We start from the raw sequence: 24,159 nt of genomic DNA, 5'->3' as shown, positions 1-24,159 counted from the left end.
ATATACATACAAACATACAAATGAACTTTTAGTATTTAGCTATCAAAAGCTAACCAAAACACTAGTGATTAGTTTCTGCGTCTATACTCTTCGTATCCAAATTCACGGATCATCTTTATCTCACCATTTTCTTTTAAAAGCACCAAATTAGGCAATTTAATGCCGTTAAATGTCGTATTTTTCACGATGGTGTAGTGGATTTGATCTTCAAAGATGACGCGCTCGCCGATTTTAAGTTCGCTATCAAATTTATACTCCGCGTCGCCCGCTTCAAGCCCCACTATATCGCCAGCTAGGCAGGTATTGCCACCAAATCTATAAGCAAATTTGCCATTTTCACTCTCGCCTCTAACGGCTGGGCGGTAAGGCATGAGCACAGTATCTGGCATGTGCGCCTCAGCTGAGGTGTCAAGGATGGCGATATCTTTCTCGTTGTGCACGATGTCAAGCACGCTGCTTATCAAAAAGCCAGTCTGCCAGCCCACAGCCTCGCCAGGCTCCAGATAGACCTCTACGCCGTATTTTTCGCGGAAGCGCCTAATGATATTTATAAGCAGCTCCACGTCGTAATCAGCCCTCGTGATGTGGTGGCCGCCGCCCATATTTATCCACTTCATCTTTGGTATAAACTCGCCAAATTTCTCCTCAAATGCCTCCAGTACGGTTTGCAAGCTACTAGCACTCTCCTCGCAAAGCGCGTGAAAATGAAGCCCAGTGATGCCATCAAGAAGTTCTGGCTTAAAATTTGCTCTCGTGATGCCAAGCCTGCTAAATTTAGCGCATGGGTTGTAGCTATCAGTTGGGGCGAGCGAAACCTCTGGATTGACCCGCAGGCCACATATGATGCCATTTTGCAGGGCAATGCCTTTAAATTTTTGCCACTGAGCAAAAGAGTTAAACGTGATGTGCTTTGAAATTTTTAAAATTTCATAAAAATCCTCATCTTTAAAGGCTGGGCTATACGTGTGGATCTCGCCTTTTACGTATTCGCTCGCAAATTTAGCTTCGTGAAGCCCACTGCAAGTCGCTCCGTCAAGGTATGAGCCCACCAAGTCCATCACTCCGCTAAATGCAAAACCCTTAAGAGCCACTAAAATTTTAGCTCCACTTTGCTCTTTTACATACTTTAAAAGCTCCAAATTTTTACGTACTTTGGCCTCTTCGCAGACGTAGGCTGGGGTTTTTATGCTTTTTAAAATTTCGTTCATCTTCTATCTCTTTTGTAAATTTTCAAATAAGTATATCTAAATTTATTTTTAAGTAAAATCAGCAAAAATTTCAAAGGATAAAATGTGGTAGAGATCGAATTTCTTGGGCCTATAGGGCTTGAGAGTATAAAAGTAGAAGCAAAAAATTTAGGCGAGGTAAAAGCGGCTTTAAGCGAGAAAGAAGAGCTTAAAAAGTGGCTAAATATCTGCGCTGTGGCTGTAAATGACGAGATCGTAAGCGATATAAATTTCGCTCTTAAATCAGGCGATAAAATTTCTATATTACCGCCAGTTTGTGGAGGCTAAGATGCAAATTTATAATGGAAGCTTGGACGTTCAAAGCATCACAAACGAGTGGTATGATAAATTTAAAGATAAAAACTGCGGCGCGCTCATCACTTTTGTAGGCATAGTAAGAGAAGAGGGCGGTATTTCGGCGCTTAGCTTCGATATTTATGAGCCGATCCTTAAAAAATGGCTAGATGCTTGGCAGGAGCGAGCTAAAAAAGAAAATGCCTACGTGCTCTTTGCTCACTCAAAAGGCGATGTACCGGTGCATACGAGCTCTTATGTAGCAGGTGTAGTGAGCCCTCAAAGAAAGGTCGCGCTAAGGCTTATAAACGAGTTTGTCGAGGACTTTAAGGCAAATGCGCCGATCTGGAAATATGACGTGATAAATGGCGAGAGAATTTATGCAAAAGAGCGCAGCCAAGCGATAAATGGTGCTGGAATTTTAGCTTAAAAGGAAAAATGATGATAACAAAAGAGAGTAAAAAAGATGTTTTTTGGGCACTAGCCTTTGGGCTTGGACTTTTTATATTTAGCATCGTTGGCTACTTTTATCTAGCTCTTGGTGCAGTGTCTCTCTTTGGCATCATCATTGGTGCTCTCTCAGTGTTCTTTTGTGTTAGAAAAATTTTTCAAAACAACTTTTTACGTATTGAAGATGATGGGTTTATCATCACAAAAGGCTCAAAAAGTATAAAATTTTACTTTAAAGATATCGACGAAATCGCCATTAAGAGCTTTGGTGATAAGAAAAAAGTTGAAACTTTAAGCGTAAAATTTAAGAAAAACCGTCTTGATAGAGATGCTTGCTTTGGGTTAGTGCAACCACTAGGTGATGATTTGATCATCATTTTTGATAAATATGAACTCTCAAAATTTACCATTTCAAAAGAGCTAAGAGATAGGCTTAATAATTTTAGAGCATAATTAAATCAACCTATGATTTAAAATTTTATATAACAATTATCAAAATTTTATACATTTTTCACATTAAATTTACACCATTTAGCTACTCTTGCAAAAATAAAATTAAGCATTTTATCTACAATAAGCTCGTAATTATGGATTAAAAATTTAAAAGATGACTTACATCAACTTTTATAAAGGCTTTTACTACTATAATTCTGATAAAAGAAATCATAATTATATCTTTAAAAAGGAGTTTACATGAGGCCCATTTTAAGCCTAGCAGTTCTTTCATCACTGCTTCTAGCAAATGAAGCAAATTTAGACATTATAAAGCCTATTAGAGAATTTGCTCCGCCACCAGTCATTACGCCAAACATTGCACAAAGTGCCTTTGTGGAAAATCAATTTGACCGCACTCAAAGAGGCGAATACCCATTTGTTACAAATTTGCTTGACAACTCAGCTGATATGTTTCATATCTCGGCTGGAATGTATGGCAAAAGCTTTTACAACTCATCGCTTTTTAAATATCGCGGCGCAAATTTTTATACCATTTTAAATGCAAATTTCACCAAAGCAAATAATTATAAAGATGGAAGTGGCAAAAGATGGGACTATGGCTACAATAGGCAAGGCCAAAGCGCTATCTTAGGCTTCGTGCCAAATGATCTTAGCGAGCTTAGGCTTACGTTTTTAAGAGACAATATTGATAAAGACAAGCAGCCAGAGCACGCGATGGATGCCTTTAAAACGACAAGAAAAGTTGGCAAGCTAAATATTCGCTTGGGTGAAGAAGATCTTTCAAATACGCTAAATTTTGAGCTTGCTACAAAAAAGGTTGAGCGAAAAGCTGATAATTTTCATCTAAGGGATGCCACTCCAAATGTAAAAGTGGATTTAAAGAGAAATATATTTGAGGCAAATTTAAAATATGACGCTGACTTTGCAAGCTTTCACAATCAAATAGGCGCTGGCTTTGAAAAAGATAAACATGACGGCAAAAGATACATGAAACAAGGCAACAACTGGGTCTTTAACGGATACAGATTTGCTGATGTCAGAAATGATAAATTTATGCTCTTTGACACACTTGCTTATAAATTTAATGAAGCAAATGAAGCCTCGCTTGCCTTAAAATATGAAGAGCAAAGAAGTAAGCTTAACGGACTTGATACTAAATTTTTTGCACCAAATCCAGCTATTAGTACGACTCGTGGACTACTTCGTCAAATTTATGGCAAAGACGTAAGCGATAAGATCAAAAAAGACGCTTTTAGTGCAAGTTTAAAATATAAATTTACACCAAACGACAAGGATAGCTACTTTGCAAAACTTGAGAGTTTATCTCGTTTGCCAAGCAACATGGAGCGTTTTAACGCACTTTATGGCGTGGGCGATAAAGGCTGGATAGCAAATCCAAATTTAGAGCCAGAAAGACACAATAGAGCGGTTCTTGGCTTTAAATTTGGCAGCCAGTTTTACAAAGAATACCTAAACTCGCTTCAAAACAAAGATGCATTTAGCTTTGGAGGACATTTCATCGCTGATAGCGTTAAAAATTTGATTATTTTTGATAGACGCCACTCAAAAGCTGCGATGCCACTAAATAAAAATGCTGTCGTCTCAAGAAACGTTGATGCAACGCTTTATAGTGTAAATTTCAATACAGAATATAGTTTTGCAAGGCACTTTGGCTTAAAAAGCTCGTTTTACTACAACTACGGACAAAACAAAACTGATGGCAGGCCGCTTTATCAAATAAGGCCTTTTGAGGCAAATTTTGCATTTGACTACAAAGACTATGCAAGCTTTGGCAGCTACAACCTAGGCACCGCACTAAGGCTAGTTTCAAAGCAAACTAGAGGCGATTTTAGCAAGCAAAATGGTCTAGGTATCGACAAGAAAGAGGCCGCAAAAGGATTTGGTTTGCTTGATCTTTATGGCGGCGTAGAGTTTAAAAACAAAGTTGGCATAAGGTTTGGCGTAGCAAATTTATTTGACAAAGATTATGCGGAATTTATCAGTGGCGATCACGTGGCAGCACTTGATCCAGTAGTCGTTCATGCCCCTGGTAGGATATTTTTCATTAGCTTTCACAGCAGTTTTTAAAGGAGAAAAAGATGTTAGATAGAAGAAAATTTTTAGGACTTAGCACAGCTTTAGGCGTTAGCGCATTTGCACCAAATTTATTTGCAAAAGAGAGCTTTAATATGTGGGGCGCGCCAGCGATCCCAAGTGTCATAATGGCAGTTGCTGCACTGCAAGGCGAGTTAAATAAAACTTATGATGTAAGCCTAAATATCTGGAAAACACCAGATCAGCTGCGTGCAGGCGTAGCTAGTGGAGATATCAAAGTCACAATGTCGCCTTCAAATGTCGCTGCAAATTTAAGAAACCAAGGGCTTGATTTTGCGATGTTAAATTTACTGACACTTGGCGTTATGAACGCTATGGTTAAGGATGAAAAGATCAAAAATTTAGAGGATTTTGTAGGCAAAAAGCTTATCATGCCATTTAGAGGTGACATGCCTGATCTTGTTTTAAGAGCGCTTTGCAAGAAGCGAGGCATAGACGTTAGCAAGATAGATATCACCTATACAGCAACGCCTCCTGAAGCCCTACTTTTATTTTTACAAAAAGATTTTGACATTTTAATAGTCCCACAACCTCTTGGCGAAGCGACTATTTTGCGTGGCAAAAAAGCAGGCGTTAGCGTGCATTACTCAGTTGATTTTCCAAAAATTTGGGGCGAGAGCTTTGGCACAAAACCGATAATCCCAATGGCTGGCATTATCGTAGAAAGAGGCTTTTACGAGAAAAACTTAAGTCTATTTGATACGCTTCATAGTGATCTTAAAAATGCACTTTCTTGGATACTTGAGAATAAACAAAGCGCAGCAAAGATCGGCTCAAGCTACTTGCCAGCTCCAGAAGTAGCACTTGCAAATGCTTTTGACAAAGCAAATCTAACAGTAACAAAAGCAAATGAACTGCAAAATGAGATCATGGCGTTTTTTGAAGAAATTTATCAGTTTAATCCAAAATTTCTAGGCGGCAAGATGCCAGATAAAGGTCTATTTTTATGATACTAATTGATGGCATTAAAAAAGATCGCTCAAGCTTTTTAAAAATAATTGACTATTTTTGGGGTGGATTTAGCGGATTTGCCGTAGTTTTTTTGATCTTAGCCATTTGGCAAGTGGGAAGCGAGTTTAGCTCCCCACTCTTGCTTCCGCCACCAAAAGATGTATTTTTAAAAGCCTGTGAAATTTTAAAAGATTATAAAAACAGCGAGATAAATATAACGCTTTGCAGATCACTGATCGGAGTTTGCTCGGCAACATTTTTTGGTATATTTTTAGGGCTAATAGCAGGTAGCTTTAAAAGTTTTGCAGCCTTTTTAAAGCCTGTTATCACCTTGCTTTTGTCAATGCCACCAATTATTTGGATAGTGCTTGCTATTTTTTGGTTTGGATTTGGAAATTTTAGCACCGTTTTTACTATCTTTATAACCGTTTTACCGCTTACTTTTGCAAGCTCAGCAGTTGCTATGAGTAGCGTAGATGAGGAGCTAAAAGAGATGTTTGACGCTTATAATCTAGGAATTTTAAAAAAGATAAGACACCTTTACATCCCGCATCTTACGAGCTACATAATAAGCTCTATTAGCGTAGCTGTCGCAATGGGTGTAAAGATAGTCATAATGGCTGAGCTACTAGGTGCAAATAACGGCATGGGAGCAAAGATATCAAATGCAAGGGCAATGCTTGAAACAACCGAGGTAATGGCGTATGTTCTTTTAAGTATCACTCTTATCATGCTTTTTGAATATCTCATCATCGAGCCACTAAAAATAGCTTTGATGCCTTGGAGAAGATGATGCTTGAGCTTAAAAATGTAGAGTATGAAATTTTAAGAGATAAGGTCGTAAGGAATTTTAGCCTAAATGTAAAAGGTGGCGAGGTAGTGACGCTTTTTGGACCATCAGGATGTGGCAAGACAACGATACTTCGGCTTATTAGCGGACTAAATGAGCCTAGAAAAGGAAAAATTTTTAATAACTTTAAAAAGACTACATACTTTTTTCAAGAAAATCGCCTGCTAACATGGAAAAATGCTCTTGAAAATGTGCTTTTGGTTATGGATAAACCAGACATTAACGCTGTTTTAGAGCTTTTTAAAAAGGTTGGATTAAGCCAAAAGGATACTTTAAAATACCCAAGCGAGCTAAGCGGCGGTATGAGGCAAAGGGTAGCTTTCGTAAGAGCGGTTGTAACAAAGCCTGATCTACTTTTGATGGATGAGCCTTTTTCTGGGCTTGATTATGATATGAAAGAAATTTTAATTGAAATTATTGGCCAAAGAGTGAGCGAAGGTATGAGCGTAGTTCTTGTCACACACGATAGAATGGAAGCTGTAAAGATGTCAAATAGAATTTATTTCTTATCAAGTAAAGGTGCAGTCATACAAAGAGAACTTGAAATAGACAAAGATTTCAAAGAGCGCGATTTTACTTTTATTAGCAAGATGATAGATGAAAATTTCAAAGGGCAAATTTATTATGATTAATAACTTTTTTACTCATCCTATAAGGATATTTTTCTTAATGAGTGCCGCCTGTGCGGTGCTTGGCGCTAGTGTGTTTTTTACTCCAACTGATTTTGTGAGCTTACATAAATTTATATTTTTGCAACTATTTTTGGCGCTTGCTTATGCTGGATTTTTGCTAACTGGACTAACTGATTGGACAAATTTCAGCTCATCACTAAAAGTCCACGCTTATATTTTATTTTCACTCTTTGCTACTAGCTTTATAGCAGCACTTTTTAGCTTATTTTTAGCACATTTTTTTATTACGTTTTTTTGGGCATATCTCGTTATGCTTTGTCTTTATATGATCTGGCGAGATAAAAATGTTGATCAATTTGGCGTGCTAGGATTTTTGTTTGGCATTTTAGGTTTTGAAATTTACTATCTAATAAGTGGCAACGAAAAATTTTTAAATTTGCAAATTTATCTTCATATCATCGCTATCTTGCTTATTTCATATCGTGTTAGCGTTGTACTTGGCAAAGAAGCGCTAAAGCGAGAAAACGATATGGATGAAGCTGTTTTTGTGCCAAATTTTATCTATAAAAATATCGCTATTTGCTGCGTTTGTGCCTTTTTACTTTTAAATATATTTTTTGAAACAAGCTTAGGTGTCTATTATGCTGCGATAGCTTGTGGAAGTGCGGTACTTGCAAAGCTTAAAGAGTGGCATTATAAAGAGCTTTTTAAGCATAGTTTTGTGCTTTTATACTATTTTATGCAACTATTTTTAGCAGTTGGATTTTTAGGGATCGGCTTTAGCGGTATTTTTGGGCTTCATCTTGAAACAAATTTTATGCATCTAATAGCGATAAATGCAGTAATTTTTAGCGTAATGCTTATATTTAATGTCGCAGGACTTCGTCACAGCGGGCAAGAGCTTGAGTTTTTACGCCTTAGCAAAATTGCATTTATTTTAGTTCTTTTAGCTGGCATTAGTAGAGGAATTTTGGCTTATTTTTGGAGTGGCTTTTATATTCATTTACCAGCAACACTCATAGCAATTGCTTTTGTTTTTTGGCTCATAAATTTTTATGTGATCTTTAGGGATAACGATTTTAGCGATGATCCAGAGTAAGAAGCTATTAAAAATTTATTCATTAATTAAAAAGAGATTTTAAGTCTTTTTTGAAGTAAGTGGGTATATAATTTGCGATATTTATTATCAATATTATAAAAAGGATTCTTTATGAACAAACTTACTTCTGTTGCTTTAGCAGCTTCATTTTTCGCAGTTTCAGCTCTTGCATTTAGCGTAGAAGGTGAACCAAAGGTAACATTTACTGGTTACAAGCTAGCAAATAAAACAGCCGTACCAGGTACTTTTAAAACGATAAATTTTAAAAGTCAAGAAAACGCAAATTTTGCTGATTTTTTAAAGAGCTTTGAATTTAAGCTTGAGCCAAAAGATATCGATACAAAGCTGCCTGACCGCGATAAAAGGATTGGCATTATTTTCGATGGCAAGTCCGTAGATGGCAAGATCGTAGCGGTAAATGGCGATAATAAAGCCGGAGAAATGGATGTTGAGCTTAGCATAAATGGCAACTCAAAAATTTTTAAAACAAAATATGAAGTGCAAAATGGCAAGCTAGTAGCAAAATTTTCGGTTGATCTTGTAAATGATTTGAAGCTAAATGAGAGCTTTGATAAATTTGCCGCTGCCGCCAAACCATTTCACGGCGGAAAGAGCTATCCAGATGTAGATGTTGGATTTGAGGCAGCGATAAAATAACTTTCAATTTCGGCGCCAGTAAGTTAGCTTGTGCCGAAGTTACCTCTTTATCCTAGTTTCTTATTCTGTGATACCAAAAAATCGAAGATGACGGACTTTTAGTGCAAAAGGGCGGTAAGAAAGCGAAATTTTATTTTAAAGATATCGATGAAATCGGCATCCCCAAGATAGACGCCAAGCGCAGAATTAGTGTTTTTAATATAAAATTTAAAAAAGGTGGGCTAGCATACGACCTCATGCAGCCTACCGGCGATGATAATGCCGTGATATACGACAAATACGAGCTATCCAAGCACGAAGTTTTTAAAATTTAAAGCAGAAATTTGAGAAGTGTAATTAAAAATAATAAGGTTTAACAATGAAGGTATCTAAAGTGCGTATACAAGAATTTAAACGTTTTAAGGATTTAACTATTGATTTAGGAGATAGCCCAAAGAAAATCGTTGCTATTGTCGGCCCAAATGGTTGTGGTAAAAGTAGTGTATTGGACGCTTTTATTGCATTAGGCCCATCTTTTGGTGCACGTATAGGAACAGACCCATCCGGTAGTGTTAAGAATTATTTTTTTAGATCAAATAATAAAAATTTCTATGAACTAATTGATATAGATTTTGTTGTAGGTGGTATTGTTTATAGAAAGGATGAACTGCGTAATATAGAAAAATATAAAAATAGTCTAAATAGTCTATTTTCGTTTAGAAGCCCATATAGATATAACAATGATTTAAATATTAAAGAAATTAGAGCAGTCAGCCCAATAGAGGAAAATAGATATGGTGCTAGCTATTCCGTTAGCATTGATGAAAAAATAGAAGAAAACTATAGGGGACTGCTTGCATATTTTAATTCATATAGAGATGACAATGATTTAAAACCGTCTGAAGCTAGAAAACATGTTATAGACCAACTAAATAATTCAATTAAAAACTGTTTAGATTTAGAAATAGTTAGTATGGGAGAAGTTGAAGGTGGCAATGGCACTTTATTTTTCAAAAAGCCTGATTCTGATGTAAAATTTTCTTTCAATAGTTTATCTTCTGGCGAAAAAGAAGTAGTTGATATACTTTTAGATTTATTTTTGAGAAAAGAAAAATATAAAGGCTCTATTTATTTAATAGACGAGCCGGAGCTTCATATAAATACATGTATACAAAGAAATCTTATGAAAGAGATAAATAATCTAATAGATGATGAAGGTCAAATTTGGATAACAACGCACAGTATAGGTTTTTTAAGGGCCTTACAAACGGACTTTATAGGCGATAGTCAAATCATTAAATTTCATAAAAACATTAATCTATCCGATAAAATAGAACTAAAACCCATTGATAAAAACTATAATGAATGGAAAGAAATTTTTGAAACTGCCTTAGACGATTTAACAGGCTTAATTGCACCTAAAAGAATAATTTATTGCGAAGGGAGAGCAGAATTAAAAGATAGCTATGAAAAAGGATTGGATGCAAAGGTATTAAATAATATTTTCAATAAAAAATATCCAGATACTTTATTTGTATCAAGTGGTGGAAATACTGAGCTAGACTATAGAAGTAGAATAGCGATAGCCATACTTGGAAAAGTATTTAAAGACTTGGAAATTTGGGTATTTAAAGATAGGGATATAGCTTCAGGCGGCAATGTGAGTGAATTTGATAGGCAAGAATACCTTGATGGTCAAGAAAATAGCTTTAGAGTTATGAAAAGATGGGAAATAGAAAATTATTTATTTGATAAAGAGATTTTAAAGGCTTATTGCGACAAAAAGGGGTGCCAATTTGATGAGAGTAGGTATGATGCTGTAGTAACAGATGTAGTAAATAACAATGTGAAGGATAAGGGTGGAGAAATTAAAAAGTGTTGTGGCATAACGACGCCTATTAATATTGAAATCTTCAAAGAAAATTTATCAAATTTTATTTTACCAGACACTTTGGTTTATAAAGAGCTTGAAGACTGCATATTTAATAGAAAATAAAAGATGGTAAAGAATTTTACCATCTTGTTAGAATATTTCTTACTTTACTTCATACCTCTCGCCGGGTTTCATTTCGATTATCTCCCACGGCAAGCCCTGCTTATTTAGCTCGTCCATGAAGGGCTTGGCGTCGAAATTTTCCATATTAAAGACGCCCTTGCCGCTCCAGATACCCTTTGCCACCATCATCGAGCCGATCATCGCAGGCACGCCCGTCGTGTAGCTCACGGCCTGCGCACCCGTCTCGGCGTAGCAAGCCTCATGGTCGCAGACATTGTAGATGTAGACTTGGCGCTCTTTGCCGTCTTTTAAGCCACGTATCACGCAGCCGATGTTGGTTTTGCCCTTCGTGCGAGGGCCTAGGCTTGCAGGATCTGGTAGCAGTGTCTTTAGAAACTGTATCGGCACGATTTTCACGCCGTTGTGCTCGACCTCGTCGATGCGTAGCATGCCGACGTTTTCTAGGCATTTCATATGCGTGAGGTAGCTTTGTCCAAAGGTCATGAAAAAGCGGATTCGCTTTAGTCCTTTGATGTTTTTTACTAAGCTTTCTAGCTCCTCGTGGTAGAGCAGATAGCTATCTTTGACGCCGACTTTAGGGTAGTCCCATTTGAACATTATTTCCATCGGCTCGGTTTCTTTCCACTCGCCGCGCTCCCAGTAGCGACCCTTTGCGCTCACTTCGCGCAGGTTGATTTCGGGGTTGAAATTCGTCGCGAACGGGTAGCCGTGATCGCCCGCGTTGCAGTCCAGGATGTCGATCTCATGGATCTCGTCAAATAGATTTTGCTGCGCGTAGGCGCAAAATACGTTCGTCACGCCCGGATCAAAGCCAGAGCCGAGAAGCGCCATGGTGTCCGCCTTTTTAAAGTCCTCGTCCTTCGCCCACTGCAGCTTGTATTCAAATTTAGCGGTGTCGGGATGCTCGTAGTTTGCGGTGTCGATGTATGGGATGCCGGCGCGAGAGCACGCATCCATGAGAGTTAGGTCCTGATAGGGCAGTGCGACGTTTAAAAGTAAATCGGTGCCCGTTTTTTTGATGAGCGCGACTACGGCATCGGTATCGTCTGCGTCGATCTGAGCGGTGTCGATAGCCACGCCTAGGCGGTCTTTGATAAATTTAGCGATTGCGTCGCACTTGCTTTTGGTACGGCTTGCAAGGGTGATCTTGCTAAAAACGTCCGCGTTCATCGCGCATTTTACAGTTGCGACTTGGCTCACGCCGCCCGCGCCTATGATTAAGATATTTGACATTTGGGCTCCTTTAAATTTTAGTGATTTTAGCGAAGTTAATATAAATTTCTCGCTTTAAAAGGTAAAATAAGGCAAAAATTTAAAGGTAAAAAGATGAAGAAAATTTTGCCATTTTTAGCGCCTATTTGCCTCTTTGCAAGTAGCTGTGACGAGCTAATACAAGAGAGTGTGAGGGAGTTTTATAAAAGCGATAGAAATTTGGAGAGAGCCATAAATTTAGCCGAGCAAGCGACTGATGTCTGCTTAAAAGAGGGCAACACCGAGCAGGCGATCACTTCGCTCATAAATGGCGCTAGCATGTGCATGGTAAATAAAGAGCCACAAAAGACGCTAGAGCTCTCGCAAAAAGCCCTAGAGCTCGCGGCAAACGTTAGTGACAAACTTCTGCTAGCGCGCTCTTATCACAGCCTAGGTGCAGCACAAAAGGCGCTAGGCAGATACTACGAGGCGCTTGCTAATTTTCAAGAAGCTCTAAAAATTTATGACGACGTGCCAAATGCTCCGATGCACGACGAACTCATCTGTATAAAAGGCATCGCTAGCACCTACTACCTAAAAAACGACTTTGACAAAGCCCATGAAAACCACCTTCTAGCGCTAAATTTACTTGATATCACGCCAGAGTTAAGCAGCAACGAGCTTGTGCGATCAGAGCTTTTAGTAGAGCTTGCTAACGACCTAGCAAAGCTTAAGCAAAAGGACGAAGCCGCCAAAAACTACAAAAAAGTGCTTGAAATTTTAAATGGAAAAGAGCAAAATCCTCGCGCACGGGATCTTTTAGAGCGAGCCAACAAAGGGCTAAAAGAGCTTAACTAAAGTTTTTCTTTAGACTTTTTAGCACGAAATTTGCAAGCTCAAGCCCATTTGAGCGGTGAGAAATTTTAAGCTTCGTCTCATTATCTAGCTCGCCAAGCGTTTTAGTAAAGCCATCTGGGATAAAGATCGCGTCGTAGCCAAAGCCATTTGTACCACGCTCCTCATTTACCGCTTTGCCATACATAAAGCCATGCGTCGTGTAGTCGCCAAATTTTGAGCTAATAGCGATACAGGCAGTATAGTGCGCTGATGAACTCTCTAAATTTAGCGCCTTTAGCTTGCTAATGAGTTTTGCTCTATTGTTTGCGTCATTTGCGTTTTTACCGCATACCTTGCCATTTTCATCAAGGTCAAAATAGCGAGCTGAGTAGATTCCCGGCTCACCACCAAGTGCATCCACGCTGATACCGCTATCATCGCTAAGAGCGATAAACTCATTATCAAGCCCCTGCTCTTTAAGCTTTGCAAAGACGGCTCTTGACTTTATGAGTGCATTTTGCTGAAAAGTGCTGCCATCTTCAACGATCTCAAATGGCTTTACAACCTCGCCTAAGGCGTAAATTTCATAGCCTTTTAAATACTCTTTTATCTCTTTTACTTTGTCTAAATTTGATGTCGCAAGCACGATCTTCATTGCAAGAGCTCCTTGATTTTTGGGCGTATTTTACAAAAAAGTAGATTAAATTTTTAAATTTAAATTAGCGTTAAAATGATAAACTTAGTCCTTTTAAAAATAAGGAAAATTTTATGTTAAAAAGCGTTTTACCACTATCTTTTATCATAGCAAGTAGGTTTTTAGGTCTTTTTATAGTTTTGCCAGTGCTTAGCCTTTATGCCTTAAATTTACGAGGAGCAAACGAGTTTTTAGTAGGGCTAATAGTAGGCGTCTATGCGATCTCGCAGATGATATTTCAAGTACCTTTTGGAGCGCTCTCGGATAGGATAGGACGCAAAAAAACATTAACAATCGGACTTTTGGTTTTTATCATCGGCTCAATAATTTGTGCACTTACAAGCGATATTTTTATCATGCTATTTGGTAGATTTTTACAAGGCGTAGGTGCTATCGGAGCAGTTGCAACTGCGATGATAAGTGACTATATAACAGAAGAAAAACGCTCAAGAGCCATGGCGATAATGGGTGCTTTTATAGGGCTTAGTTTCACACTTTCTATGGTGCTTGGGCCGCTTCTTGCCAAAGACTACGGACTTTCAAGTCTCTTTTATCTAAGTGCCGCTCTTAGCCTACTTTGCATTGTACTTCTTTACACCGTTGTGCCAAAAGAGATAAAAGTGAGTGCTAAAAGTGAAAAAGTGCCATTTGGTAAGCTTTTTTTACAAAAAGACTACATGATCATAAATTTTACCTCTTTTATGCAAAAGATGCTAGCAAGCATCGCATTTCTGGTGATCCCTATCGTTTTAGTAAAAGAGTACGGTTACGAAAGCAGCGAGCTTTACAAGATCTATTCACTTGGTGCCGTACTTGGCTTTTTGGCTATGGGGCTAGCTGGCGCCCTTGGCGATGGCAAGGGGCTTAGCAAGGTCATCTTGATAGCTGGTACGCTGCTTTTTGCTCTAACCTACACTATTTTTGCCATTAGTTTTACGCTTTTTATCTTCGTTTTGGGAGTTGCTATATTTTTTATAGGATTTAACCTTCACGAGCCCATTATGCAATCAACTGCAACAAAATTTGTAAAATCCTCACAAAAAGGCTCAGCTCTCGGTGTATTTAATTCATTTGGCTATCTAGGAAGCTTTGTTGGAGGTGCATTTGGTGGATACATCTTGCATGCCTTTGGCTTTAAAGTACTCGCCATCATCTGCGTGGTGCTTTGCGTGATCTGGCTTATTTTACTCTTTAGCCTAAGTGATCCAAGAATTTTTAAAAACATCTACCTAAGCCCTGAGGTAAGCTTAAATTTAGAGTTACTAAATAGCCAAAAAGGTGTCGTGGATTATTACAAAAACGAGAAAAATCAAGTGATCAAATTTGACTCTCGCCTAACAAGCGAGGCTGCTTTAAAAGAGAGCTTGAAGTTTTGATCTACGACGTCATCATCATTGGCGCCGGTGCTAGCGGACTATTTTTAGGAGCAAATTTAAATGGTAAAAAGGCTGCCATCTTAGAAAAAAATAACAGCGCTGGCAAAAAGATCCTAGCAAGCGGTGGTGGCAGATGCAACATCACAAATCACTTCATAAGCGCTAAAAACTATCTTGGCGAGCAAAAATTTATAGAACAAATTTTAAAAGTGCTGACTCCAGATCAAGTTTTAAAATTTTTTAGCGAGCTTAAATTTAGTGAGGAAAAGCAAAATCAGTTTTTCTGCGATAGCGGCGCAAAGAGCGTCTTGAGCGTACTTTTAAAAAGGCAAAATGCAGATATTTTTTATAACAAAGAAGTTCTTGGCGCTAAAAAAGTAGATGAAATTTTTGAAATTTTGACAAAAGATGAGAAATTTAGAGCTAGAAATTTAGTCATCGCAAGTGGAGGATTAAGCTACAAAGCCCTTGGCGCAAGTGACATTGGCTATAAAATAGCAAATGATTTTGGCATTGGAACATCAACTCTTGCGCCTGCACTTGTTGGATTTAGTGTACAAAAAGATGAGTTTTGGTTTAAAGAACTTAGTGGCATTAGCCTAAACGCCGAGGTGGAGATAAATATCAAAAATGAAAGCCATAAATTTAGTGACAATCTGCTTTTTACGCATAGGGGCATAAGCGGACCAGCGATACTAAATGCCTCGCTATTTTGGCAAAAGGGGCGAATTTGCATAAATTTTTTGCCCAAATTTAGTGAGAAAAATTTAATAGATGGCAAAAAGCAGCTTAGCTCGGTTTTGCCCTTGCCAAAGAGATTTGTGCTGGAGTTTTTAAAAAATTTTGGCCTAAAAGATAGAGCTTTTTATGAATTTAGCGATGAAGAGAGACAAATCATAAAAAGGCTTTTTGCTTATGAATTTGCCCCGGCTGGGACATTTGGCTTTGAAAGAGCGGAAGTTACAAAAGGTGGCATAAAGAGTGAATTTTTAGATGAAAATTTACAAGCTTATAACGTTAAGGGACTTTATTTTGTTGGTGAAGTCTTGGACATCACTGGCATGCTTGGCGGATATAACTTACATTTTGCATTTGCAAGCGCTCTAAAGGTGGCTAGGGTCTTAAACCTACGATCTCCTAGAAGTTAGCTAACTTTTAGACAAATTTTCATATTTTAAATAAGATAGATTTACTATGAAAGTAGGCTTTTAAAGCAAATTTATTTAGAGTAATTTAGATATTTAAAATATTTTAAAAAGATTTTGGAGTAAATTTTATAGCTAAGCAAGCTAAACGTTATGTTGAATTTAATTTAAAATATAAGCAGTTTAGGAATATTAGATTATTAAACCTCTTTTATAAAGCTAACGGCTTCAAATGGGTTTGAGAAAATATGTTTACTAAATTTCTCCAAATCACTCTTTTGACCATATCCACAAGTTAGTCCCACGCCTGTAACAAAAGCAGCTTGTGCAGCCATTAGATCCATAATGGTGTCACCTACCATAAATGCATTATTTTTATCTTTATTAAGTCTAGTTAAAGCCAAATTTATTGGCTCTGGATCTGGTTTTGGATTTACGACATCATCTCGTCCGACAACCGTTTTTATAAATTTCATAACGCCTAGATGCTCTAACAAAATAATAGAAAATTTTGAAGTTTTCGTAGTAACTATACCAACATCAGCAAAGCTACTTGCCTCATTCAATGCTTCATTTGCATAATCTAAAAGTACCGTCTCATCAAGATAAATTTTTTCGTAGCAAGCTTTATACTCTTTTATATAGCTGTCAATTAAATTTTTGCTTGCACCAAGTCTTTCAAACATTATTTCAAGCGGATGACCAACCAAAGACTTTAATGCATTATGGTCTGGCTCTTTTTTACCATGAGATAAGAAAGCTCTATCAAATCCTTTTAAAATAGCAGAAGTCGAATCAATAAGCGTACCGTCCAAATCAAAAAGTATGGTTTTTTTCATCATTTTCTCCGTAGAAATAAAAAAGGGCCTAGCCGAAGCTAAGCCCCTAAAAGAAGTAACTTTGAATAATAAGATTATTTATTGAAAGTAGCTTCAACGCGTCTATTTTGAGCGCGACCTTCTTTAGTTTTATTTGTAGCAATTGGTTTAAGCTCACCGTAGCCAACTGTTGAAATTTTATCCTCGCTTACGCCATAGCCAGCAAGAACATCAGCTACTGCTTTTGCTCTTTTTTCAGATAGTTTTTGGTTATAAGCTTCTGCACCTACGCTATCAGTGTGACCAGCAAGTACAACTTTATAATCTGGGTGTTCGCCCATAAAGTCAGCTACTTTTTTGATCTCAGCTGCATATTTTGGTCCAACTTTGTAGCTATCAAATGCAAAGTTAACATCTAGATCTCTAAGAACGATAACTTTCTCGCATCCTCTTTCATCAACAACAACGCCAGCTGGAGTGTTAGGGCATTGATCTATATCGTTTGGCACGCCATCATTATCATCATCAAGAACTGGAGTTGCTGCTGGAGTTGCTGCTGCAACTGGAGCTGCTGCTACAACTGGAGCTACTTTTGAATCAAGACCGATACCAAAGCCTAGTGAATAGAATAGGTTATGATCAGCATGTTCAAATTTGATAGCATCTCTTGCTTCTGCTTTAAGAGCAAATCTATCAGTTACTTGATATCTTAAACCAAAACCATATTGTCCAAAACCGCCATCTTCATTTTTAACAAAAATAGCTGGAACATCTTCATAACCAGCACCAACTAAGCCATATAGACTAACTGGTCCAAAATCAACTATATCTTTTACAAGATTTGCATGATATCTAAGAACTCTTCCTTCTCTTGTTAAGCTACCTGTTTTTTCTTTTGCTTTTTGAGTGTAATCAACACCAAGCTCTACTTGATCAAAGAAAAAATCTTCAAGATTTCTAGCAGCTCTAACACCAACGAAGTTGTGGTCTTTTACACGCAAATTTCCCTCTGGGTGAACACCACCAATAGTTGGAGTAACTTCATAATTATATGCTGCGTTAGACGCAAAAACCGCTGTTGCGGCAACCATAGCTAAAGCAATCTTTTTCATATTTAGAATTCCTTTCTTAGGATTTATTTTAAAGTGGTTACATTTTAACTGAATAAAATTTAACCGACTCTAAATCATAATTTAATTAACAATGTAAATTTGAAATTTACACAACTTAAATTTTGCAAATGCAAAAGCACTTGCAAAAATTCATTAACGTTTAGAGAATTGTGGGCTTCTTCTTGCCTTTCTTCTACCAAATTTCTTACGTTCAACAACACGAGAATCTCTAGTTAATAAGCCTTTTGGTTTAAGTGCTGCTCTAAAATCAGCATCCATATCAGCTAAAGCACGTGAAATACCGTGTCTTAAAGCCTCTGCTTGTGCTGAATAACCACCACCTAAAGTCGTAGCTACTACATCTATTAAACTCTCTTGTTTAGTAACTAGAAGTGGCTGAATTACTTTAAGCTTTATAGCTTCATGTCCACCAAGCCAAGTATTAAGATCCATACCATTTACTACGATTTTACCGCTTCCAGCTTTTATCCAAACCTTTGCTACGGCAGTTTTTCTTTTACCAGTTGCATAAACTTTTGCCATAATTATTTTCCTTCTTTTTTAGCTATTTGTGCCGTATGAGGATGCTCACTGCCAGCATAAACTTTTAGTTTTTTTATCATCTCTCTTCCAAGTTTAGTTTTTGGAAGCATTCCACGAACAGCTAATTTAAATAGTTTTTCTGGCTTATTTGCTATCAAATCGCCAAATTTTTCACTCTTTACGCTACCAAAGTATCCTGAGTGTCTGTGATAAAGTTTATCTTCAGCTTTGTTATTACCAGTAAATTCTACTTTTGAAGCATTTATGATGATAACATAGTCGCCACAATCTACGTTTGGCGTGAAGCATGGTTTGTTTTTGCCACGAAGTATAGTTGCTACCTCAGTTAGCAATCTACCAAAACGTTTACCAGCTGCATCAACAACGATCCAGTCTCGTTTAACTTCGTTTGGCTTTGTTATTTTTGTCATTTTCTTACCTTTGCCAAGTTAATTTTTGAGTTGTGATTGTATTTAAACAATGCTTTTATAAAGCTTAAATTAAGTAGCATTTAAACTTCAATATATGAAATTTTTCCATCAAGAGCGTAGAAGATGACGGCGATTATACTATGCTTTGGATAAAATTTACTTAATGCCTCTTTGTATTCTCCAACTTGTTTTTTATTTTCCTCGATATTTTTATCGGTCGTTTTATAGTCAATCACACAAATTTCGCTCTCTCCAATACAAAATAAGTCCATCTGTTTTAGTTCATTTTTTACTTTAAATGGCTGCTCTTTGTAAATTTCTTTATCTTTTATGCACTTTAGAAATTTTGGCTCATTTATTAGCATTTTTGCCCGTTTAAAGGTATCTTCAAGTCTATCAGGTGAGAGAAATTTATAAAATTTATTTAGCATTAAACTTTTAGCTTTTAAAAGCGAATTTTCATCAAATTTCTCACTCATCTCAAGCAAATAGTGAAACGCTAAACCAAAATAGATTGCCTCTAAATTTTTACCGCTCGTTTTTTGCTCTCTTGCCTCTACCTCTTGCCTTTCTATCTTTAAAATTTCAGGCATTTTTTCATCTTTTTTTGCCTCTTTTTGCTCACTCTTGCTAGGCAAAATTTTACCAAAACTAAACTCTTTTAGATCAAGATAGTCGTTTACTTCGCTTTTATCACTTCTAGTATAAAAAGAAAAAAAGCTAGGACTATTTCCACTTGGAGCAGCTTGTTTAATGATGATAAGCGACTTTGTGGCTCTTGTAAAGGCGACGTAAATTTTATTGATATTTTCTTGCTTCTCAAGCTCTCTCATTTGCTCTAACACACCAGCATACTCAGGGTCAAAATTTTCTCTACCAGAAATTCGGCTTTTTACTATCCACTCGCCTTTTTCGCTATATTCTGTTATAAAGTTTGAGTCATCGCCTCTGCCCTTACTCATCATATCACAAACTATCACGTGAGCAAACTCCAGCCCTTTTGACTTATGAACAGTCATTATTTTTACGCCGTCAGCATTTTTAGGGCTGATTTTAGAGCTAAAATTTTCAAGATTAAAGATAAAATCACTTAAATTTTTGTAGCCATTGCTTAGCTCAAAAAGCCTTAAAATATCAACATCAGCCATATTTATATATAAATTTTTAGCTAGATAAAATAGGCTTTTTGTCGCACTATCTTCAGCTTTTATTTTTAGCCTTTTAGGATTTGTATTTACGAGTGCTTTTACATTTTTTTCATAAATTTCTTCACCAAAAAGACAAAATTTCGCATACTCGATGATCGCTGCAACAAATGACGTTCGCTTTAGCTCTAAGGTGCCTTCATTTACGCTTTTTATCCCCTCACTGCTAAGCACCTCTGAGATGAGGCTGATATCGCTATTTTTCCAGCAAAGCACAGTTATCTCACTTGCATTTACGCCAGCTGCAAGTAGCTCTTTTACTTGTGAAACGACTGCACCAGCGATATCTTCATCGCTTAGCACGCGCAAGTAGCCGTAGTCATCTTCTTTGGCTTCAAAATAAGGACACTCGCCACTTACTTTGTAGCTTAGCTCCTTATCTTTTTTAGCTGGTTTTTGCGGCTCAAAGCTAAGCCCATATCTATGATAAATTTCTTCAAAAATAGCGTTATTAAATTTCACTAAAACCTTTAAACTGCGGTAGTTGCTTGGTAAATTTTCTATATCTATCTGACTAAAATCATCTCCAAGCTTATCGAAAAGCTCTTTTTTACCGCCCCTAAATTTATAAATGCTCTGCTTCGTATCTCCAACGTAAAAAAAGCTTCCAAGCCCGTTTTGTCCGTATCCTGAAACAATCTCAGTGATAAGTGGCAAGATGATCTCATATTGGATCACATTTGTATCTTGAAACTCATCTATCAAAAGGTGATTTATGCGACCATCAAGCCTGAAATAAAGCACATCTTTATCAAAATTTTCAACCAAAAGCTTAAAGACCAGCTTATTTATATCAGCAAAGCTTAAAGCGTTTATCTCTTTATTTAGCTCTAAATTTGAGTGCTTATAAACATTTAAGAGCTTACTAAAACCGCTAAGTCTGTATCTTTCGACCTCCAAAGTATACTCTTTTGCCGCCTCTTTTAGCTTTACAAAAAGCTCATCAAGCTCACTTGTATAAATTTTGCTAAAAGTGCGGTAATTTAGGCTCTCTCTTTCAAAGACCTTATTTTTAAAAAGCTCAAATAAATTTTGCTCACTAAATGTCTTTTTAGCCGTATCGCTAGCACCATTTTGCAAGGCTATATGCTCATTTATCTCCTTTTGCGCTGCTCTTACCTTGCTATCATCTGGATAGCTTGCACCACTATCTTTTAGCTCACCACCAAAGCTCTCATAGAATTTAGCCAAAGTCTGTGAAAAACTCGCCTCTTTTTGGCTTGAGATTATCATCATGAGTGCAAGCTCACTAAGAAGCTTTTGATCTTTGCTTGCCTCTTTTACAAATTTTTTCCACGCCAGATCTTGCAGACTATCTTGCACACTGTAATCAGGACTGAGTCCTAAATTTTGACTAAATTTTTTTAGGATTCCAGAGAAAAATGCATCAAATGTATAAATTTTTAACTCACTTTGCAAAAATCTATCAAGCTTCTCATCGCGTCTTTTTATGACCTCATCTTGGTTCAAGCTAAGCTCTTTGCAAAGCTTATCAAGCTCGTCCTTTTTGTTTTGCAAGTCCAAAAAAGTTGTGATTATGCGCTCTTTCATCTCATTGGCCGCTTTTTTGGTAAAGGTTAGAGCGATGATCTCGTTTATATTTTCGCCTCGAAGCACCAAAGCGATATAACGAACGCTTAAAGCGAATGTTTTCCCGCTTCCAGCACTTGCTTTTAGGGCTAAAAAATCTTTCATAACTCTCTCCTACAAAGTATGGCATACTCGCAAAATTTACAAGCTCCGCTTTTTCTTTCAAAATTTATCTTAGTGTTATTTATACTTTTTAGATTTTCTATCTCAGCCTTTAGATCATCTACGCTTTTTTTTGAGCTGATAAGTACTGGTTCATTCTTTAGAGCAAAGTAAGCACTTTTTACCTCTCTACCGTAAAGTGCTTCATAAAATGCAAGCTGAAGCGAGTTCGCATTTGCCTCACCAGTTTTATAATCAAGTATAAAAGGCTCACCATTAGGGCTAGCATCGATCCTATCGATAATGCCTTTTATCTTTACATCACAAAAATCACTCTCTATATCTTTTTCACACTCAAGCACTCTAAAGCCAGCACTTAAACGTTCATTTTCAAACTCTGCGTATTCTTTAAATTTCTGCGACCAAATCTCAAGCTCAAGCGAAGAAAAATCTTGCTTTGCAAGTATTTCTTTAAAAATAGCCAAATCAAATATATTTTTTTGTCTATAAAAATCACTTGTATAGTATTCATAAAGCGCCTTATGCACGCTATTTCCTTGCTTAGATCCTGGCTCAGTTGCTATTGCTTTTGCTCCTTTTATACCAGCTATCTTTGCGTAATAATACTTTCTTGGGCAAGTTAGAAATAAATTTAGTGTAGAAAATGATAGCGGTTTAGTGAAAAAATCATGCTCCAAAATGATCTCATCATCGCTTAAATTTAGGCTTGTACTTCCTTTTAAAAATAATTCTAAATACGCCTCGTCACTAAATTTCTCATCTTTTATTGTTTTGAAATTTTTTAAAAATCTTGAAGGAATACTCTCTTCGTTTAAAACACAGCTTATGGCGACCTTTTTGGCATTATTTATAAGACTTTCATAGTAAAATCTCTGCAAATTTTCACGCTCAAGGTAGCTTATAAGTCCTGCTTTTTGCCTCACTTTTGAGTTTAAAAACATCTCATTTGTGCTTCTTGCTGGGATGAAGTTATCATTAAAATCAACTATGATCACACCATCAAATTTTATTCCACGACTCTCTAGCATGCCCATGACGCTAATCTTTCCACCACCCACATCATCGATGCTAAGACGCGAGATATTTAGCAAGAAAATTTCACTTAACTGCTTTAAGTTAAAGCTAAAATACCTGCATAAATTCTCAATCCTAAAAAGCTCAAGCGCAAGCTTTTCTTCACATCTTGGCTCATTTTCAAGCGTTAAAAGCTCGTCTATTAGCTCTTTAAATTTCGCAAAGTCACAAAGTTCAAAGTAGCTTGATTTAAATTTATTAAAAAGCTCTTCGCTTATGCCAAGCGTGCTCAAGATAAAGCCAAGCTCCTCGTAGCTCTCACACTTGCCTTGATCAAAAACCGGTCTTACCTCTTCATTGATCGCTCTTGTGATGTAAAAAAGTACCTCATAAAATTTTGTATTTTTAAAGCTCTCGCCCATAGCGTAGTTAAAAATTTTATCTCTATCATGAAGCCTTAAAATTTCACTAAAACTCTCATCTGGTAATATGACAGCGATATTTTCAGGCTTTATTCCATCACGCACAAACTCGCTCGCCTTTGCCATAGCGTAGGCACATTGCAGGCTTCTAGTGGCAAATCGCTTTTCTAAGACTGGCTCAAATTTTTTGATATTTTCTAAGCAAATTAGCTCATTTGTCTTTAAATTTAGCTCATATTTTTTATAGTTTTCAATCTCGCTAATAGCTGAAATTTGCTTTATTTTATTGATTAGCTTTGTGTTGAAAACACTGGTTTGAAAGATAATTTTTAGCGCAGTTAGCTTTGAGATTTTCTCTAAAATTTCCCACTCAAATTCACTTAAAATTCCATCTATGTGCAGTGAAATTTCACTAAAGCTCTTAATGTAGGCTTCATTTACGTTATAAATTTTTGGCAAGGTTATATCATCGTAGAGATTTTCTCTATCAAGCAAGCTCTCATACTCTTTTAAAACCTCTTCAAGTATGTCTAGATGCTCCTCAAAATTAGCGTAAATATCGTTAAATTTGATCTCAGAGATACTCTTTTTACTAATAGCTAGCTCTTTAAAAAATGAAAAAAGATAGTCATTGTTTTTCAAAAATTCAAAAAACTCAGTTGGAATTTTAAGCACCGAGTTTGCCTTTTTGACACTGGCACAGGCTCTATTCATAAGCACTAAAGCATAGGTGCTATCAATCTCAAACCTACCATCTACATAAACTATCTTTTTATAAAACTCAGCGATACTTAGGCTTTTTGGGATTAACTCATCATTAAAACTTGCATTAAATTCACGAATCTTACGCGAGTTCGTAAAGACAAAAAGTTGGTTTAGGTTATGCATTTTTCTCTCTTAAATTTTTAAGCAATGATAGCTAAATGCTTATA

At 36.9% G+C, this 24,159-nt stretch carries 23 protein-coding genes; 14 read left to right on the top strand and 9 right to left on the bottom strand.

The window, feature by feature from the left end:
• Window positions 1-68: 68 nt before the first annotated feature.
• Window positions 69-1,208: a carboxynorspermidine decarboxylase gene (nspC, locus tag F3G66_RS01410; RefSeq protein ID WP_149706907.1), complete on the bottom strand. Its 1,140-nt coding sequence runs from the start codon at window positions 1,206-1,208 to the stop codon at window positions 69-71.
• A gap of 84 nt (window positions 1,209-1,292) precedes the next feature.
• On the opposite strand from nspC, the gene F3G66_RS01405 reads away from it, so the two are divergent.
• The 11 genes from F3G66_RS01405 (at window position 1,293) to F3G66_RS01355 (ending at window position 10,705) form a co-directional block, all read left to right on the top strand.
• Window positions 1,293-1,514 carry a MoaD/ThiS family protein gene (locus F3G66_RS01405; protein ID WP_002941462.1) on the top strand — a complete coding sequence of 74 codons (222 nt, stop codon included), beginning with the start codon at window positions 1,293-1,295 and terminating at the stop codon, window positions 1,512-1,514.
• A 1-nt stretch (window position 1,515) separates the two neighbouring features.
• Window positions 1,516-1,950, top strand: coding sequence for a molybdopterin synthase catalytic subunit (locus F3G66_RS01400; protein WP_149706906.1), 435 nt, complete (start codon window positions 1,516-1,518; stop codon window positions 1,948-1,950).
• Window positions 1,951-1,961: 11 nt separating this feature from the next.
• The gene (locus F3G66_RS01395) at window positions 1,962-2,423 is read left to right on the top strand and encodes a molybdate transport repressor (RefSeq protein WP_149706905.1); all 462 of its coding nucleotides are present in this window, start codon (window positions 1,962-1,964) and stop codon (window positions 2,421-2,423) included.
• Between the two features lie 240 nt (window positions 2,424-2,663).
• Window positions 2,664-4,514: a TonB-dependent receptor domain-containing protein gene (locus F3G66_RS01390; protein ID WP_149706904.1), complete on the top strand. Its 1,851-nt coding sequence runs from the start codon at window positions 2,664-2,666 to the stop codon at window positions 4,512-4,514.
• 11 nt (window positions 4,515-4,525) lie between these two features.
• Window positions 4,526-5,491, top strand: a complete 966-nt coding sequence (locus tag F3G66_RS01385; RefSeq protein WP_107792813.1) for an ABC transporter substrate-binding protein — start codon at window positions 4,526-4,528, stop codon at window positions 5,489-5,491.
• Complete coding sequence (locus tag F3G66_RS01380) at window positions 5,488-6,285, top strand: ABC transporter permease (protein WP_149706903.1); 798 nt, start codon at window positions 5,488-5,490, stop codon at window positions 6,283-6,285. The genes F3G66_RS01385 and F3G66_RS01380 overlap by 4 nt, the downstream gene beginning before the upstream one ends.
• The gene (locus F3G66_RS01375) at window positions 6,285-6,974 is read left to right on the top strand and encodes an ABC transporter ATP-binding protein (protein WP_107792814.1); all 690 of its coding nucleotides are present in this window, start codon (window positions 6,285-6,287) and stop codon (window positions 6,972-6,974) included. The genes F3G66_RS01380 and F3G66_RS01375 overlap by 1 nt, the downstream gene beginning before the upstream one ends.
• Window positions 6,967-8,073, top strand: a complete 1,107-nt coding sequence (locus F3G66_RS01370) for an NnrS family protein (RefSeq protein WP_149706902.1) — start codon at window positions 6,967-6,969, stop codon at window positions 8,071-8,073. The genes F3G66_RS01375 and F3G66_RS01370 overlap by 8 nt, the downstream gene beginning before the upstream one ends.
• A 111-nt stretch (window positions 8,074-8,184) precedes the next feature.
• Window positions 8,185-8,730, top strand: coding sequence for a hypothetical protein (locus F3G66_RS01365; protein ID WP_149706901.1), 546 nt, complete (start codon window positions 8,185-8,187; stop codon window positions 8,728-8,730).
• A 101-nt stretch (window positions 8,731-8,831) separates the two neighbouring features.
• Window positions 8,832-9,044 (top strand): hypothetical protein, encoded by a 213-nt coding sequence (locus F3G66_RS01360; RefSeq protein WP_223154183.1) that lies wholly within the window; start codon window positions 8,832-8,834, stop codon window positions 9,042-9,044.
• A 44-nt stretch (window positions 9,045-9,088) separates the two neighbouring features.
• On the top strand, window positions 9,089-10,705 hold the full coding sequence (locus F3G66_RS01355; RefSeq protein WP_103649531.1) for an AAA family ATPase: 1,617 nt from the start codon (window positions 9,089-9,091) through the stop codon (window positions 10,703-10,705).
• Between the two features lie 39 nt (window positions 10,706-10,744).
• On the opposite strand, the gene F3G66_RS01350 is transcribed toward F3G66_RS01355, so the two are convergent.
• A complete protein-coding gene (locus F3G66_RS01350; RefSeq protein ID WP_149706900.1) occupies window positions 10,745-11,959 on the bottom strand; it encodes a saccharopine dehydrogenase family protein in 1,215 nt (404 codons plus the stop codon).
• Between the two features lie 93 nt (window positions 11,960-12,052).
• On the opposite strand from F3G66_RS01350, the gene F3G66_RS01345 reads away from it, so the two are divergent.
• Window positions 12,053-12,775, top strand: coding sequence for a tetratricopeptide repeat protein (locus tag F3G66_RS01345; protein WP_103577058.1), 723 nt, complete (start codon window positions 12,053-12,055; stop codon window positions 12,773-12,775).
• On the opposite strand, the gene F3G66_RS01340 is transcribed toward F3G66_RS01345, so the two are convergent.
• Window positions 12,768-13,409 (bottom strand): non-canonical purine NTP pyrophosphatase, encoded by a 642-nt coding sequence (locus F3G66_RS01340; RefSeq protein WP_149706899.1) that lies wholly within the window; start codon window positions 13,407-13,409, stop codon window positions 12,768-12,770. The two genes, F3G66_RS01345 and F3G66_RS01340, sit on opposite strands and share 8 nt — an antisense overlap.
• 113 nt (window positions 13,410-13,522) lie before the next feature.
• Here F3G66_RS01340 and F3G66_RS01335 point away from each other — a divergent pair, with 113 nt between their 5' ends.
• Both F3G66_RS01335 and F3G66_RS01330 read left to right on the top strand, forming a co-directional pair.
• Window positions 13,523-14,824, top strand: coding sequence for an MFS transporter (locus F3G66_RS01335; protein ID WP_149706898.1), 1,302 nt, complete (start codon window positions 13,523-13,525; stop codon window positions 14,822-14,824).
• Window positions 14,821-15,972 carry a BaiN/RdsA family NAD(P)/FAD-dependent oxidoreductase gene (locus F3G66_RS01330; RefSeq protein ID WP_149706897.1) on the top strand — a complete coding sequence of 384 codons (1,152 nt, stop codon included), beginning with the start codon at window positions 14,821-14,823 and terminating at the stop codon, window positions 15,970-15,972. Before F3G66_RS01335 ends, F3G66_RS01330 begins: the two co-directional genes overlap by 4 nt.
• Window positions 15,973-16,169: 197 nt before the next feature.
• Here F3G66_RS01330 and F3G66_RS01325 read toward each other — a convergent pair whose 3' ends face one another.
• The 6 genes from F3G66_RS01325 to F3G66_RS01300 form a co-directional block, all read right to left on the bottom strand.
• The gene (locus F3G66_RS01325; RefSeq protein WP_149706896.1) at window positions 16,170-16,808 is read right to left on the bottom strand and encodes an HAD family hydrolase; all 639 of its coding nucleotides are present in this window, start codon (window positions 16,806-16,808) and stop codon (window positions 16,170-16,172) included.
• A 74-nt stretch (window positions 16,809-16,882) separates the two neighbouring features.
• A complete protein-coding gene (locus tag F3G66_RS01320) occupies window positions 16,883-17,899 on the bottom strand; it encodes an OmpA family protein (RefSeq protein ID WP_087585416.1) in 1,017 nt (338 codons plus the stop codon).
• 153 nt (window positions 17,900-18,052) lie between these two features.
• Window positions 18,053-18,442 (bottom strand): 30S ribosomal protein S9, encoded by a 390-nt coding sequence (gene rpsI, locus F3G66_RS01315; RefSeq protein WP_021084780.1) that lies wholly within the window; start codon window positions 18,440-18,442, stop codon window positions 18,053-18,055.
• Between the two features lie 2 nt (window positions 18,443-18,444).
• Window positions 18,445-18,873 (bottom strand): 50S ribosomal protein L13, encoded by a 429-nt coding sequence (gene rplM, locus F3G66_RS01310; RefSeq protein ID WP_002939292.1) that lies wholly within the window; start codon window positions 18,871-18,873, stop codon window positions 18,445-18,447.
• Between the two features lie 80 nt (window positions 18,874-18,953).
• The gene (locus F3G66_RS01305) at window positions 18,954-21,773 is read right to left on the bottom strand and encodes a RecB-like helicase (protein ID WP_149706895.1); all 2,820 of its coding nucleotides are present in this window, start codon (window positions 21,771-21,773) and stop codon (window positions 18,954-18,956) included.
• Window positions 21,770-24,115 carry a PD-(D/E)XK nuclease family protein gene (locus tag F3G66_RS01300; protein WP_149706894.1) on the bottom strand — a complete coding sequence of 782 codons (2,346 nt, stop codon included), beginning with the start codon at window positions 24,113-24,115 and terminating at the stop codon, window positions 21,770-21,772. Before F3G66_RS01300 ends, F3G66_RS01305 begins: the two co-directional genes overlap by 4 nt.
• Between the last annotated feature and the right edge of the window lie 44 nt (window positions 24,116-24,159).

Source organism: Campylobacter concisus (genome assembly GCF_902460665.1).
Classification (GTDB): Bacteria; Campylobacterota; Campylobacteria; order Campylobacterales; family Campylobacteraceae; genus Campylobacter_A; species Campylobacter_A concisus_AL.
The sequence above is the reverse complement of the archived record's forward strand: the minus strand, read 5'-3'. Positions and strand labels throughout refer to the sequence as shown.

Coding starts and splice junctions, on each gene's coding strand:
- nspC (WP_149706907.1), bottom strand. CDS start 1,208: ATGAACGAAATTTTAAAAAGCATAAAAACCCCAGCCTACGTCTGCGAA.
- rplM (WP_002939292.1), bottom strand. CDS start 18,873: ATGACAAAAATAACAAAGCCAAACGAAGTTAAACGAGACTGGATCGTT.
- F3G66_RS01400 (WP_149706906.1), top strand. CDS start 1,516: ATGCAAATTTATAATGGAAGCTTGGACGTTCAAAGCATCACAAACGAG.
- F3G66_RS01385 (WP_107792813.1), top strand. CDS start 4,526: ATGTTAGATAGAAGAAAATTTTTAGGACTTAGCACAGCTTTAGGCGTT.
- F3G66_RS01305 (WP_149706895.1), bottom strand. CDS start 21,773: ATGAAAGATTTTTTAGCCCTAAAAGCAAGTGCTGGAAGCGGGAAAACA.
- F3G66_RS01300 (WP_149706894.1), bottom strand. CDS start 24,115: ATGCATAACCTAAACCAACTTTTTGTCTTTACGAACTCGCGTAAGATT.
- F3G66_RS01350 (WP_149706900.1), bottom strand. CDS start 11,959: ATGTCAAATATCTTAATCATAGGCGCGGGCGGCGTGAGCCAAGTCGCA.
- F3G66_RS01375 (WP_107792814.1), top strand. CDS start 6,285: ATGCTTGAGCTTAAAAATGTAGAGTATGAAATTTTAAGAGATAAGGTC.
- F3G66_RS01340 (WP_149706899.1), bottom strand. CDS start 13,409: ATGAAGATCGTGCTTGCGACATCAAATTTAGACAAAGTAAAAGAGATA.
- F3G66_RS01325 (WP_149706896.1), bottom strand. CDS start 16,808: ATGAAAAAAACCATACTTTTTGATTTGGACGGTACGCTTATTGATTCG.
- F3G66_RS01370 (WP_149706902.1), top strand. CDS start 6,967: ATGATTAATAACTTTTTTACTCATCCTATAAGGATATTTTTCTTAATG.
- F3G66_RS01335 (WP_149706898.1), top strand. CDS start 13,523: ATGTTAAAAAGCGTTTTACCACTATCTTTTATCATAGCAAGTAGGTTT.
- F3G66_RS01355 (WP_103649531.1), top strand. CDS start 9,089: ATGAAGGTATCTAAAGTGCGTATACAAGAATTTAAACGTTTTAAGGAT.
- F3G66_RS01320 (WP_087585416.1), bottom strand. CDS start 17,899: ATGAAAAAGATTGCTTTAGCTATGGTTGCCGCAACAGCGGTTTTTGCG.
- rpsI (WP_021084780.1), bottom strand. CDS start 18,442: ATGGCAAAAGTTTATGCAACTGGTAAAAGAAAAACTGCCGTAGCAAAG.
- F3G66_RS01345 (WP_103577058.1), top strand. CDS start 12,053: ATGAAGAAAATTTTGCCATTTTTAGCGCCTATTTGCCTCTTTGCAAGT.
- F3G66_RS01380 (WP_149706903.1), top strand. CDS start 5,488: ATGATACTAATTGATGGCATTAAAAAAGATCGCTCAAGCTTTTTAAAA.
- F3G66_RS01390 (WP_149706904.1), top strand. CDS start 2,664: ATGAGGCCCATTTTAAGCCTAGCAGTTCTTTCATCACTGCTTCTAGCA.
- F3G66_RS01395 (WP_149706905.1), top strand. CDS start 1,962: ATGATAACAAAAGAGAGTAAAAAAGATGTTTTTTGGGCACTAGCCTTT.
- F3G66_RS01365 (WP_149706901.1), top strand. CDS start 8,185: ATGAACAAACTTACTTCTGTTGCTTTAGCAGCTTCATTTTTCGCAGTT.